This window comes from Thermoleptolyngbya oregonensis NK1-22 (genome assembly GCF_032705245.1).
GTDB lineage: Bacteria > Cyanobacteriota > Cyanobacteriia > Elainellales > Elainellaceae > Thermoleptolyngbya > Thermoleptolyngbya sichuanensis.
Genome location: NZ_CP053540.1, coordinates 4,792,015 through 4,805,590, shown reverse-complemented (window position 1 = coordinate 4,805,590; position 13,576 = coordinate 4,792,015). Strand labels below are relative to the sequence as shown.

11 protein-coding genes are annotated in these 13,576 nt (G+C 55.7%); 4 read left to right on the top strand and 7 right to left on the bottom strand.

The window, feature by feature from the left end:
* Window positions 1-77: 77 nt before the first annotated feature.
* Both HNI00_RS20035 and HNI00_RS20030 read right to left on the bottom strand, forming a co-directional pair.
* Window positions 78-1,076, bottom strand: coding sequence for a Sll0314/Alr1548 family TPR repeat-containing protein (locus HNI00_RS20035; protein WP_316788853.1), 999 nt, complete (start codon window positions 1,074-1,076; stop codon window positions 78-80).
* 172 nt (window positions 1,077-1,248) lie between these two features.
* Entirely contained in the window at window positions 1,249-2,265 is a 1,017-nt protein-coding gene (locus tag HNI00_RS20030; protein ID WP_316788851.1) for a peptidoglycan DD-metalloendopeptidase family protein, read from the bottom strand.
* Between the two features lie 295 nt (window positions 2,266-2,560).
* Here HNI00_RS20030 and HNI00_RS20025 point away from each other — a divergent pair, with 295 nt between their 5' ends.
* Entirely contained in the window at window positions 2,561-3,796 is a 1,236-nt protein-coding gene (locus HNI00_RS20025) for an HhoA/HhoB/HtrA family serine endopeptidase (RefSeq protein WP_316788850.1), read from the top strand.
* Window positions 3,797-3,864: 68 nt separating this feature from the next.
* Here HNI00_RS20025 and HNI00_RS20020 read toward each other — a convergent pair whose 3' ends face one another.
* The gene (locus HNI00_RS20020) at window positions 3,865-4,230 is read right to left on the bottom strand and encodes a DUF760 domain-containing protein (RefSeq protein ID WP_172358841.1); all 366 of its coding nucleotides are present in this window, start codon (window positions 4,228-4,230) and stop codon (window positions 3,865-3,867) included.
* A 101-nt stretch (window positions 4,231-4,331) separates the two neighbouring features.
* Between HNI00_RS20020 and HNI00_RS20015 the strand changes: the two genes are divergently transcribed.
* Window positions 4,332-5,186 (top strand): SWIM zinc finger family protein, encoded by an 855-nt coding sequence (locus HNI00_RS20015; RefSeq protein WP_316788846.1) that lies wholly within the window; start codon window positions 4,332-4,334, stop codon window positions 5,184-5,186.
* A gap of 53 nt (window positions 5,187-5,239) precedes the next feature.
* Here HNI00_RS20015 and HNI00_RS20010 read toward each other — a convergent pair whose 3' ends face one another.
* The 4 genes from HNI00_RS20010 to tig form a co-directional block, all read right to left on the bottom strand.
* Window positions 5,240-6,112 (bottom strand): alpha/beta fold hydrolase, encoded by an 873-nt coding sequence (locus HNI00_RS20010; protein WP_316788844.1) that lies wholly within the window; start codon window positions 6,110-6,112, stop codon window positions 5,240-5,242.
* A gap of 26 nt (window positions 6,113-6,138) precedes the next feature.
* Window positions 6,139-7,485 (bottom strand): ATP-dependent protease ATP-binding subunit ClpX, encoded by a 1,347-nt coding sequence (gene clpX, locus HNI00_RS20005; protein WP_316788842.1) that lies wholly within the window; start codon window positions 7,483-7,485, stop codon window positions 6,139-6,141.
* A 9-nt stretch (window positions 7,486-7,494) separates the two neighbouring features.
* Complete coding sequence (gene clpP, locus HNI00_RS20000; RefSeq protein WP_225906832.1) at window positions 7,495-8,100, bottom strand: ATP-dependent Clp endopeptidase proteolytic subunit ClpP; 606 nt, start codon at window positions 8,098-8,100, stop codon at window positions 7,495-7,497.
* Window positions 8,101-8,902: 802 nt separating this feature from the next.
* Window positions 8,903-10,579 carry a trigger factor gene (tig, locus tag HNI00_RS19995; RefSeq protein ID WP_316788839.1) on the bottom strand — a complete coding sequence of 559 codons (1,677 nt, stop codon included), beginning with the start codon at window positions 10,577-10,579 and terminating at the stop codon, window positions 8,903-8,905.
* 358 nt (window positions 10,580-10,937) lie between these two features.
* Between tig and HNI00_RS19990 the strand changes: the two genes are divergently transcribed.
* Entirely contained in the window at window positions 10,938-11,990 is a 1,053-nt protein-coding gene (locus tag HNI00_RS19990; protein ID WP_420156405.1) for an aspartate-semialdehyde dehydrogenase, read from the top strand.
* A 32-nt stretch (window positions 11,991-12,022) separates the two neighbouring features.
* Entirely contained in the window at window positions 12,023-12,916 is an 894-nt protein-coding gene (gene dapA / locus HNI00_RS19985) for a 4-hydroxy-tetrahydrodipicolinate synthase (protein ID WP_316788835.1), read from the top strand.
* The last annotated feature ends 660 nt before the right edge of the window (window positions 12,917-13,576 follow it).

Below are 13,576 nucleotides of genomic sequence, written 5' to 3'. Positions count from 1 at the left end.
GCGAAGATCTAGAAGATCTGGTGGACGGGCGATCGCCCTAAGCCACGAACCAGCCCAATCTTAACCCCAAACCCCGGCTAGCGACGACGCAGCAGCGGGTTGCAGCGCTGACGGCTCACACCATCTCGCAACCCTTCGACCACGCTCTCAGCACGACAGGCCTCCCAGGCGATTTGGTTGGCGTGGCGTTGGGGAAGCTGGTCTTCTTTTTCCAGCGCCCGCTGAAAGAACTCCAAGCTTTCACGATACTTCTCTTGGCGTACTAGAATCTGTGCCTTGAGATAGTAAAGATCGGGATTGTCAGGCGTTTCTGCGAGGGCCTGGTCAACCGCCGCCATCGCGGGTTCAAACTGTTCCAGATCCCGATAGCCGATGGCGATTCCCCGCTGCGCTAGGTATTCGGGCCCGGCGAAATTTTGCAGCTTTTCCAAAGCCTGTTCTGGGCTGCTAAAGGGCAGGTTTGTGGCCAGGAACAGTTCGATGTATCCCTTCACCAAATTTAGCTCTGGATCGTCGGGGGCAATGCGTTCGGCCTCGCCCAAGGCGCTGAAGGCTCGCTGAAGTTCGCGGAGGACGGTGGGCGTGGCGGCAACGGTGCTTTGGGTGGAGACGGCATACCCGCCTTCCAGGAAGTGTCCCACTGCTCGGTAAATGTTGCCCCGCAGCGGATCGCTTTGCATCAGCCGTTCTGCCGATCGCCGAGTTTGGGTAGCGCGATCGCGCAGGGTATCCCAATCCTGGTTCAGGTAGGCCAGCGACGCGGCCAGGGCGTGGGCCAGCGGCTCATTGCGCGAGGCATTCCCTAGCAAATTTGCCGCTTGAGCGTAGTTGCCTTCGGCAAACATGGCGGTGAAGGCGGCTTCGGTGGTGCGGTCGATGTTGCGGGGGTTGGCGCTGCGAAACGGGTCGGCTAGGGCAGGCAGTGCCAGACTGTGAAGCGCGATCGCCAGTCCTCCAGCCACCGAACTGAGCGATCGCCAGAGTTGCTGGGCGGGCGATCGCCCCGTTTGGCGACCAAGCTGGGAATTGCGGACACCGCCACTCCGGCGCGAGACGAGAACCGCTGCAATCGACATAGCTCACCTATCTCCAGAAATTGTGAAAACCACGTGAAAACCACTAAGTGCAAAAGCTACTTGCAAAGCTACTTGCGAAGATTACTTGCGAAAATTACTAAAGTGTTAAAACCACTACAGTTGAACCCTGCTCTAGTGTACGAACTGTTTTGGGTAGATGCCAGAGCGTTTCCTACTGCCCTACTCGCATGTCCTGAAAATAGAGGCTTGGATCTTGCGCGACCCAGCCCAGGTCAGAATTGGAGCGGACTTCAAACCGCAGCAGGGGTTCCTGATCAGGGGCGCTGCGACCAACCGTGCCGAGGCGATCGCCCGCCTGCACCCGCTGCCCCACCTGCACCTGAATCGTCCCCAACTGGGCGTATCGCGTTTGCAACCCTTCGGGATGATTGACGACGACTAGGTTGCCGTAGTTTCCTTGATTGGCCGCAAAAGCGACTGTGCCCTCGCCTGCTGACACCACCGGGTTTCCTTCACTGGCTGCCAGGTCTACGCCGCTGTTAAACACGACCTGCCCCGATCGCGGATCGATTTGCCAGCCATAGCCCTTGATCACCAGCGCCACCGTTGGGCTACCCAGGGGATGGGTTCTCAGAATCGCCGCCGCCCGATCGGGACTGGTAATTCTGGGGCGAGCGTTGGGGTCGGCCGCAGCCCCCACTGCTGTACCTCCAGCCGCTGGGTTTGCCGAAGATAGCGTTGCACCGGGGATGAACGCAACCCGACCCGGCGGGCGACAGCCGTTTGCCTCAAACAGCACATCTGCCCGCACGCGATATTGCTGCGCTAGGTCGCGCCAGGTGCGTCCGGCTGGAACCTCTACCCGCAGCCCGTTGATCGGCGGAATCAGCAGACTGGTTCCCACGGGCGGATTGCCCTGCCGCAGCACGGGGTTTATGCCGATCAGGGTTTCTGCCGTCAGGTTGTGGCGCTGGGCTAGGCTGGCGATCGTGTCTCCGGCGCGGGTCTGGTAGCGGGTCATCCGGGACAGCACGGGCGCAGGGCAGAGCGAGTCGGCGGGCGCATTGGTGGACTGGGCAATCGATAGGGCCAGGGCTGGGGGCGGATCTGGCAGGCTGGATTGGGCGATCGCCCCTTGGCTCATGCCTACGACCCCCAATCCCAGCAAAACCATCCCACCCAAATCAGCGCCCCGGCGCTTGCGATATGCCTGAAATTTCTCGCTCATGGATAACCCTTCTCTAACCAACGTTTCACCAAGATTTGCTCAAAAACTGGCTCAAATGTCTCCATCCTAGCCAGCCACAAACCGCTCTTGCGAGAGATTTCCTGGATTCTTCCCTGCAAAAAAATCCAAGAAAGATTACGCTGGAAGCGATCGCCCTAGTGAGCAAGACCGAAGCGCCTGTCTGACGGTTACTTTAGAATCGCTCTGGATCGTTAATCTTTACGCAGTCGCCCCACAGCATTCCGCCTAGATCTCGGCTCGCGATACCCTCGTCACTGCCTCTCAACTCCGTCTCATGGTCAAATCTTTGAAATCTTGGGGCACGTATGCCGCCGTGCTGGTGATGGGTGTGGGTCTGGGCATGGCCGGACACGCGACTTGGCAGTCGTTCAGCCCCGTCCGCACCCCTCAGCTTGTGCCCAATCCCAGCCCTGCCAACGTGCCACCGTCCCTGGCACCTGTGGCGAACGAATCGCCGCCTGCGCCGCCGAGTGTTCCCAGTGCCCAACCCTATAACTTCATTGCGGCTGCCGCAGAGCGCGTCGGCCCGGCCGTGGTGCGGATTGATGCATCCCGCACCGTGAGCCGGGTTCCGTCAGGAACCAGCCCCTTCTTTCGTCGATTTTTTGGCGAAGAGGGCCCAAGTGCTCCAGAGCGGCTGCGGCGGGGCACAGGGTCTGGCTTTGTGATTTCACCCAATGGGCAGATCATCACCAATGCCCATGTGGTGGAAGGAGCCGACACGGTGCGTGTGACGCTGAGGGACGGGCGCGAGTTTGAGGGCCGGGTGGTGGGTGCAGATGAGGTGACGGATGTGGCGGCGATCGCCATCGATGCGACCGATTTGCCAACTGTGACGCTGGGCGGCTCGACCAACTTGGTTCCGGGACAGTGGGCGATCGCCATCGGCAATCCTTTGGGACTGGACAACACGGTGACGGCAGGCATCATTAGTGCTACAGGACGCTCCAGTTCCGAAGTCGGTAGCCCCGATCGGCGAGTTCGTTTCATCCAAACCGACGCAGCGATTAATCCCGGCAATTCCGGCGGCCCGCTGCTCAACGACCAAGGCGAGGTCATTGGCATGAACACGGCCATTCGCGCCAACGCGCAGGGGCTGGGTTTTGCCATCCCAATCGAAACCGTCAAGCGAATTGCCGACCAGCTTTTTGCCACGGGACAGGTCGCGCATCCGTTTTTGGGCATTCAAATGACCAACCTTACCCCGGCGCTCAAGGAAGAATTGCAGCAAAACGTCGAAGACCCGCCCTTCGATCCGTCAAAGCTCGCGGTCGATCGGGGCGTTCTCATTCTCCAGGTATTGGAAAATACCCCCGCTGCCACGGCCGGACTTCAGCCCGGAGACGTGATTCTGAAGGTGGGTGGCGTTCCTGTTAACACTGCATCCGACGTGCAGGAGCAGGTGGATAGCAGCAAAATCGGCGATCTGCTGGCGCTAGAAATTAACCGGGAGGGTGAGGTTTTGGAAATTGGCGTGCGGCCCACAACCCTGCCGCGATCGCAGAATTAACCGCAGAATCGGCAGAATCAACCCCCAGAATCAACCCCCAGAATCAACCCACTGAACAACACCAGGTGCTAGCTGCCGGACGACTCATCGCCGCTATCGCGAAACGAGCCAAACGCATCAGCCACGCTGACTTCTAGCTCCATGCGCTGCTCCATGCGCCGCAGGAAGTAGCCCGTCATCATGGCAGAGGCAAGCAGCCCCGCCAGATTGTCGCGATCGGTTGTGATTTGCATCGTGAAGGCTTCTGAGGGCAGCATCCCCACCAAACCCTGCACGTTTTGCGAAATAATGTCTTTGATTTCTGGGCTGACAGACCGAGCCACTCGCGCCAGCACCTCTGGCGATTGGTGCTGGAGATACTTCAACAGTTCGTTGGCTTGCATCTCTTCGGCGCTACTGCCAAACAGTTCGGTGCTGTCGGGGTCAAAGTTCATAGGAACCCAGGAAGTCACGATAAGATTGAATCCTATTGTTACATTTATATTTGCGCCTGTGACAACGCTCCTTAAGGGAAATTACGGAACTTGATTAAACCATGACTCAGTATGACGCGCAGCCAAGTCGGGAATGGTGGGCCCAGCGCTGGGTTGATGTGCTGGAGTCGTTTGGCTGGGTGCGTCGTCTGGCCCGCGCCCGCAACTATGCCCGCGAAGGCAATGTGCTGTCGATTGAATTTCGCGGCGCGAAGGTTCATGCGCGGGTTCAGGGCACTGCGCCAGAGCCATACAAGGTCACGCTGTCCCTCGATCCGTTTGATGATGAGCAGTGGCAGTATGTGATTGAATCTCTGTCTCAGCAGGCAATTTTTTCTGCCAAACTGCTGGCGGGCGAGATGCCGCAGAATATTGAAGAAGTTTTCACGGCTAACGGACTGAGCCTGTTCCCGTTTACCAAGTTTGATATCCACAGCCGCTGTTCTTGCCCAGACCCGGCGAATCCCTGCAAGCACATTGGGGCGGTGTATTACGTGCTGGGCGATCGCTTTAGTGAAGATCCCTTCGTCCTGTTTCAGTTGCGGGGGCGCACCAAGGAGCAGATTATCAGCGAGTTGCGTCGGCTCCGCAGCGCCAGTCCTGATGCGCCGCCGCCAGAAGAAACACCCAACCTGCCAACCGCTCCGCCAGTTTCCGCGTCTTCGGCGATCGCCCTGCAAACCTTCTGGCAGTATGACCAGCAGCTAGAGCCGTCGCTGGTGGTCATTGCGCCGCCGCCCAGTTCAGAAACCGTCCTCGATTTGCTGGGGCAGATGCCGCTGCGTTCCGAGGGCAGTACGTCGGGGTCGGTTTCTGCCCATGCGGTGAATGAGTATCTCCGCAGCCTCTACAGTCAAGTGGCGCAGCAGGCCGTGCTGTCTGCGATGACGGCCGGAACCCAGCCAGAAGAAAGCTGAGTCGGCAAGCTGAGTGAACGCTGAGTATACGCTAAGTAAACGCTAGGTTAACGCTATGCGATGGATTCGAGGGTCTGGTTCAGGAACGCCTCGATGGTTTCCATGTAAGTTTCTGCGTCTTCCAGCATGGGGAAGTGTCCTGTCTCGGCGATGACGCGGTGGGTGATGCGATCGCTCAGGCCGGCGGCCTGCTGCCCCATCGAGGCAGGGATAATCTGGTCGTATTCGCCGGAAATGAGCAGTGTGGGAACCGTGAGGCGGGCAAATTCCTGCGGCATCACGTCCACGGCCTTTTTGCTGACGGCAGTGTAGATCGTGCCCAGGGCCGCCTCGTAGTCGGCATCGAGATAGTCGGCCAGAAACGCGCGGCGATCGCCCGCCGGAATCGAACGACGCAGAAACCGCGCCATAAACAGTTGGTCTACCAGCGGGATATGCCGCAGCCAGCCGGGGCGAAAATCCACCACGTACTTGCCAAAGCGGTAGAAGGCTTCAAACGCCTGCTGGTTATATTCAAAAATGCCGCTGCACGTCAGGATGGCGCGATCGACCCGCTCAGCGTATTGGTTCAAGAAAAAAACGGCGATCGACGCTCCGGTGGAATGGGCATTCAGCGTCACCCGCTCCAGACCGAACTCGTCGAGCAGCAGCGCTAGGTCGTCTGCATAGGTTTCTAGCTCATAGCCGATGGCGGCTACGGTTTCTGGAATGGGGCGGGGCAAGTGCGATCGCCCAAATCCCCGCAGGTCGTACAGCAAACAGTCGTATTGCGACATCAGCCGCCGAGCCGTCGATTCCCAATAGCGGGCTGACCCCGCCCAACCGTGCAAAAACACTAGCACGGGCCGGCTTCCAGACGGCGCTGAGCCGGATTCACAAATCCATTCGTAATAGTGATCAACGCCGCGAATCGAGCAGTAAGGCATCCAGTAAATCCTGACCTCGCAAACCCTCAGGCAGACTCCGGCTTCGGCAGAGAAGATGGGTGCATCAGCAACTCCGCAGTCGAGCGCATTTCCACCATCTCGCGAGTGATGGCGCAGCGCGTCACGTCCTTGCGCGACGGCAACTCGTACATCACGTCCAGCATCAGTTCTTCCACAATGCTGCGGAGCGCGCGGGCCCCGGTCTTGCGGCGGTAGGCTTCCTTGGCGATCGCCCGAATCGCGTCTGGCTTAAACTCAAGCTGCACGTTGTCCATCTTCATCAGCTTTTGGTACTGCTTAACCAGCGCGCTGCGGGGTTCTGTCAAGATTGCAGCCAGCGCATCCTCATCCAGCGGGTTGACCACCGCCATCACCGGAACGCGCCCGATAAACTCTGGAATCAGCCCAAACTTAACCAGGTCATCCGGCTCCAGATGCTTCAGCACATCCGCCGTGCGCTTGTCTTTGGACTGCTGCGCGTCTCCCGGCTGCACAAAGCCCATCGACTTCTTCCCGATCCGCTGCTCCACTGCCTTTTCCAGACCCACGAATGCACCGCCGCAGATAAAGAGAATGTTACTCGTGTCTATCTGGATGCAATCCTGATAGGGATGCTTCCGCCCGCCCTGGGGAGGAACATTGGCAACCGTCCCCTCCAGCATCTTCAGCAAGGCTTGCTGCACGCCCTCACCCGACACATCCCGCGTAATCGAGGGGTTTTCGCTCTTGCGAGCAATTTTGTCTATCTCGTCGATGTAGATAATTCCACGCTGCGCCTCTTCTACGTCCAGATCCGCAACCTGCAACAGCCGCAGCAGAATATTCTCCACGTCTTCGCCGACATATCCTGCTTCGGTCAATGTTGTCGCATCCGCCACCGCAAAGGGCACGTCCAGCATCTCCGCCAGGGTTTGAGCCAGCAGCGTCTTGCCGCAGCCCGTCGGGCCAATCAGCAAAATATTGGACTTTTGCAGCTCAACGGCATCGTCTGCCTTTCCACCATTAGCAGCCTTGCTCTGCACAAAGCTGAGGCGCTTGTAGTGGTTATACACCGCGACCGAGAGGATCTTCTTGGCTTCGTCCTGCCCGATGACATGCTCATCCAGGTGCTTCTTAATCTCGCGGGGCTTGGGAATCTGGTTTAGAGAGAGGCGTGGCGCACGGGCCGCCCGCTTTTCAGGCTGCTGCTCTCGGCGGGGCGAGGGTTGGGGCACGGTGGAACTAGAGTCAAATAGCTCTTCATCCAAGATTTCGTTGCACAAGTCCACGCACTCATCGCAAATGTAGACCCCTGGGCCGGCGATGAGCTTGCGAACCTGCTCCTGCGACTTACCACAAAACGAACATTTCAGATGAGAGTCGTATTTTGACATGGTCGCCTCTTAATTCACTGCGGAGAGGGTCTCTCTGGCATCGGATATGCCCGGCCGAGAAACAACCTGATCAATTAACCCGTAGGCCTTCGCTTCTTCAGCAGACATAAAGAAGTCGCGCTCTGTGTCCGCTTCTATGCGTTCAAGAGGCTGCCCCGTATGCTGTGCCAATAACTCGTTCAGCGTTCGCTTATGATACAAAATTTCTCTCGCCTGGATCTCAATATCCACAGCTTGCCCCTGGGCACCTCCCAGCGGCTGGTGAATCATAATCCGGGAACTGGGAAGGGATAGACGCTTGCCCTTGGTGCCTCCCGACAGCAAAAACGCGCCCATGCTAGCGGCCAAACCGTAGCAAATCGTAACAACATCGGGGCGAATTTGCTTCATCGTGTCGTAGATGGCCATTCCTGCTGTGACTGAGCCACCCGGCGAGTTGATATAAATTTGCACATCTTTTTCGGGATCTTCGGCATCTAGAAAAAGAAGCTGAGCAACTAGCAAATCTGCAACGTTGTCATCAATAGGAGTGCCCAAAAAAATGATTCGCTCTCGAAGCAGCCGGGAATAGAGGTCAAAAGCTCGTTCACCCCGACCAGACTGCTCAACCACCATCGGAATGGTGTTCACCACGTCAAGGGGGTGTGGGAACAGAGACGAAACAGCCCCAACGAGATTGCTGCTAGCGTCGGATCTAGAAAAATGAGGCAGAACCATACAAAACCATTCAGTGACTTAAAAGAACTTTTGAATTCCAGAAGGGTAGAAAAGAATGAGCGTCTGAGGAGGCTTCTGCAAAGGGGATTGAGCTAGGACGGGCGGCTATGCGGTACAGGGTAGAGGTGAGAGGCTTTTGAGTTCTGATTCAGCGTAGCCACCGAAGACAGTTATTGGAAGACAGTTATTGGCTGCTATTAGCTGCATAAAGCTGCTCGATAGAGTTGTCTCCAAATCAAACCGTGCATAGTCGCCTTGTAGAGCAATTACAGGAACTAAAGAAACTTCTCCCGTTGTCTTTGCTAACCGCTCCGTTTAGGTTTTAGTGAGTCAGAGGAGTGCTACTAGGGAGCGCCTACCTTGAAACGCTATTCAAGAGTCAAATTCATCCAAGCTTTTGAGGAATTGAACCTACCAAATCTCAACTACATCTCAGCTAGATTTCAGCGGTATGGCCCTCGCTAAACTCGACAAAAACACGCTAAGCCCGGCATTGCCTGAATTAGGAGTACCATACCCGTCATTATGCCCTAAGTCGCAGGAGACGGGTAGGCAATCTCCAGAGGATCTATAGATTTGGCAGCGCCACGGATGGGAACTGTTACTTTCTGTAAAAGTGCTGAAATCCTCAAAAACGAATGAAGCTGAAGCTCAATGGCGGCTAGAGCGAGAAACCGACACACTGCTTAGTATTGCTCAATCAAGCTTCATCTTTTTTGGACTTAGGAGTGCTGCGCTTGCGGGCAGCAGGCTTGGCGGCTGCTTCCTCTGGCGCTTCCACCTCGGCGATCGCCTCTGATTCAGCACTTTCTGGGGATTCTGCTGCCGACTTGGCTGATTTTGAGCGGGTCGATTTGGATGTCTTCTCGGCGGGTGTGGCGGGAGCATCAACTTCTGCCACGACTTCTGCCGCGACTTCTACTGCTGCTTCTGGGCTAGCGGGTTCTTCTGCTAGGGCGGGTTCGGGTTCAGCGCCAACCTCTACAGCATCCTCCGTGCTAGATGGAGTAGCTGTGTCGGTTGCGTCATCCTGCGTGGGTTCCATTTCCACTGGCTCTTCCTTCACCAGCGTTCCTTCAGGAACCAGTTCCACAGTGCTATTGGCTTCCAGGAACTCAAAGATTTTGTCGCGGATTAGGTCTTCCTCGATCACTTCCCGCAAGCGATCGCGATCGACAGACCGCCCCTCCAGATCGTCTAAAACCTCTTTAACTTTTGCTTCAACTTCAGCAGCGTCCACCGTGATGGACTCTTGCTTGGCTACCTCACCCAGAGCCATCGTGCGCCGGAGGCGGGCGATCGCCTCAGGGCGGGATCGCTCTCGCATCATGTTTACCATTTCCGGTGTAAACATTTGCTTAATGTCCATACCCTGCTCAGCGAAGCGCATTGCCGTCTGGGTAATCATGTGATCCACCTCGCGGCGAATCAGGGTTTCGGGCAACTCAACTTCCAGATTGGCAACTAGCGCTTCGAGCAATGCTTCCTGCTTGTTTGCCTTGGTCTTGTCATTGGCCTCGTCTTGGAAGCGTTTTTCCAGCGACTCGCGCAATTCTGCCAGGGTTTCAAACTCGCTGATGTCCTGAGCGAAATCGTCATCTAGTTCCGGCAGTTCCTTTTCTTTGAGATCCTTCAGCGTCACCGTGAACACGGCGGGCTGACCAGCCAGATCTGCCTGCGAGTAATCTTCGGGGAATGTTGTCTCAATCTCCTTCGTCTCTCCGACCGACATGCCGATGATGCCTTCCACAAACCCAGGAATGAAGCGCCCTTCAGATAGTTCTACCTCGAAGTCCGTCGCGCTGCCGCCTGGAATTTCCTTCGGTTCATCGCCCGTGATCTGTCCCGAAAAGTCTATGACAGCGATGTCCTGCTCTTTTGCCGGGCGACCCTCGACGGGCACGCGCGTTGCCGATCGCTCTCGATAGCTTTCGAGGACTTCATCAACCCTTTCCGGTTTATAAAGGATTTCCTCTGCTTGAGCGGTTAGCCCTTTGTAATTAACCAGCTTGGCAGTTGGCGCAACGTCGATCGACAGCGAAACCGTCAGCGGTTTGCCCGGTTCGTATTGCTCCACCAGTTCCTCTAGGGACGAGCGCAGTTCTGCATTGCCCAGGGCATCGATCTTTTCTTGCTCAAGTACCTGACGGAGCGAGTCCTCGATCAACTCTTCGATGGCGGTAGCCTTGATGCTGCGGATGCCATAGCGCTGCAAAACAACCTGGCGTGGCACTTTTCCCTTGCGGAACCCAGGAATATTGGCATTGCGGATAAACTGTTGCAGGGTCTTTTCATAGGCCTGCGAAGTAGACTCGGAGGGAATTTCAATCTCTAGCCCAAGCCGACTGGCCGGGAGTTTTTCCTGGGTAACTTTCATTCGATAATTTCTCGCAGCGTTGTTCAGAACAGCCCGTTCGGCATCGTCGCAATTAGCTATCGTAGCGGATTCTGTCTCAATCCGCATCTTGCTGTTGACACCGTTTCCACCTTTGGAACTAGCGCGAACCTCCCAGATCCTGCCTGAGTGCTTTGCCCTGAGCAAACCGGAAAAACAGATGAGTTAGAATACTGGCTTTGGAGTTGCCTCAAAATTCTATAAGCGTCTATCGCTAGGGCATTGGCTTAAGGCATACTCAACAGTACATCTTCTACTTGCGACTTGTACTAGCTACTCGCGCTGTTTGAACTGTTTCATTTGAACTGTTTCACATGACCGAAGACGGGAGGAAATGAGTTTGTCGCAATCCTATCGAGTTGCCATTTTGGGGGCGACAGGAGCCGTTGGAACGGAACTGCTGAGCCTGCTAGAGGAGCGCCGCTTTCCGCTGGCTGATTTGAAGCTGCTGGCATCTCCCCGCTCGGCTGGGCAGACGCTCACGTTCCAGGGAGAGGCTCTGACTGTAGAAGCGGTGGGCGATCGCGCGTTCGACAATATCGACATCGTGCTGGCCTCGGCAGGCGGCTCTACCTCCAAAGCTTGGGCAGATCGGATTGTGGCTGCTGGCGCAGTGATGATCGACAACTCCAGCGCCTTTCGGATGCACCCAACGGTTCCCCTGTTGGTGCCAGAAGTCAACCCTGGCGCAGCGGCCGAGCATTCTGGCATCATTGCGAATCCCAACTGTACGACCATTTTGATGAACGTGGCGGTCTACCCACTGCATCGCGTGCAACCCGTCCAGCGCATCATAGCAGCGACCTACCAGTCTGCCAGTGGAGCCGGGGCACGAGCGATGGAAGAGGTGCGGCTCCAAAGCCAGGCCATTTTGGACGGCAAAGCACCTGTGCCAGAAGTTTTGCCCTATCCGCTGGCGTTTAACCTGTTTCCTCACAACTCGCCCATGACTGAAACGGGGTATTGCGAGGAAGAAATGAAAATGGTGAACGAAACCCGCAAGATTTTTTCAGAGCCAAGTTTGCGGATTTCTGCGACCTGTGTTCGCGTCCCGGTCTTGCGGGCCCATTCCGAGGCCATCAACCTAGAGTTTGCCGCGCCCTTCAGCCCTGACCAAGCGAGAGAGATCTTGTCTCAGGCTCCTGGGGTCAAGCTTGTGGAAGACTGGCAGGCAAATTATTTTCCGATGCCGATGGATGCGACTGGACGGGATGAGGTGCTGGTCGGGCGGATTCGTCAGGATATTTCCCATCCTAACGGGCTAGAACTTTGGATCTGTGGCGACCAGATCCGCAAAGGAGCGGCGCTCAATGCGGTTCAGATTGCCGAGTTGCTGATTGAGAAAGACTGGCTGCGTCCGGCTGAGCGGGCGATCGCCACGCCACAGAGCTAGCGTTTCCGAATCCTGGAGCTAGAGACCTGATTATGACCATGTTTGGACGAGTCATTACGGCAATGGTGACCCCCTTTACCTCGGATGATGAGGTAGACTATGCCGCTGCCGAAGCTATGACTGATTACCTCGTTACCCACGGCAGCGATGGGCTAGTGGTATGCGGCACCACGGGCGAATCGCCAACATTAAGCTGGGATGAAGAGTATCAACTGTTTCAAGTTGTGCAGAAAGCGGCGGCTGGACGCGCTAAGATATTAGCGGGAACTGGATCGAACTCTACTAAAGAGGCGATCGCCGCGACTCAAAAAGCTGAAAAGCTCGGTTTGGATGGATCGCTTCAGGTCGTCCCGTACTACAATAAGCCGCCCCAGGAAGGGTTGTACCAACACTTTCGGGCGATCGCCAAGGCTTGCCCTGACCTAGCGATTATGTTGTACAACGTTCCGGGACGGACAGGGCAGAATCTCACCGCTGAGACCATTGTTCGGCTTTCCGAACTGCCTAATGTGGTCGCAGTCAAGGAAGCAAGTGGTAATCTTGACCAAGTGAGCCAGATTCGACGTTCTACGCCGATGTCCTTCGGTATTTACGCTGGCGATGATTCTCTAACATTGCCTATGCTGTCAATAGGGGGGCAAGGCGTGGTGAGCGTCGCTAGTCATCTAGTAGGTCTGAGTCTTCAAGAGATGATTCAGTCCTATGAGCAGGGTCAGGTTCAGCGTGCGGTTCAGATTCATCTCGAACTCTTTCCTCTGTTTAAGGCGCTGTTTGTGACTACGAACCCAATTCCGATCAAAGCTGCACTCAGGCTCCAGGGTTGGAAAGTTGGCGATGCTCGGTTACCATTGGCAGATGATCTTGCAGCGACAGAATCTTTGCTGAGCCGGGTGATGGCAGATTTGCATCTAGTTCCAGGAGCATAGCTAGCGCAAGAAGTTGGCAGCCGCCGATTAACATCAAGAAGGTTGGTCGCAAAGAACCCGTATCGCCTTGGCTAAGTACAGAGTTGGCATAGGGCAGTGGTGCGGCAAAGGGGTTAAGGGCACATCTAGATTTGGATAGATTTGGACAAAGGCGCTTAGATGTAGAACTGGGGCAGAACTCGCAGCAAGATTATGAAATTGATAATCCGATGACTCTTGCCACTGCACTCAGCCGACCCTGACTTTCGAGCGATCGCCCGAAGCATCTTCCTCAGGTTTCTTGAAAACTGAATATCAATTAGTACAAGTGGTACAAGCTTTTAGTGAAAGCTTTACAGTCTCGCAGGTTGAGGATTGCTTCCTTCCTCTAGCACTGGACCGTATCTGCTAAATATTAATTTCGCCAGGAAAGAGATCTTTCTGTTTATTAGCTTATAGACTTCTTCAGTGACTTATCTAACGCCTTTCACCATCTCACATCAGGTTTGCTTCCTTGGGTTGTTTAAGTTAAAGATCGAGTTAAAAAACTGCATTAGGACTGTCATTAAAGTGACCTTGATGGCAGTCCTAGCTTCAACAGAAAACACCCCCAACTTTGAACTCCTTTAGTCTTTATCGTCACTTTTGAAAGAGGTGAGAGCGCCTGTTTATTCATCCTGT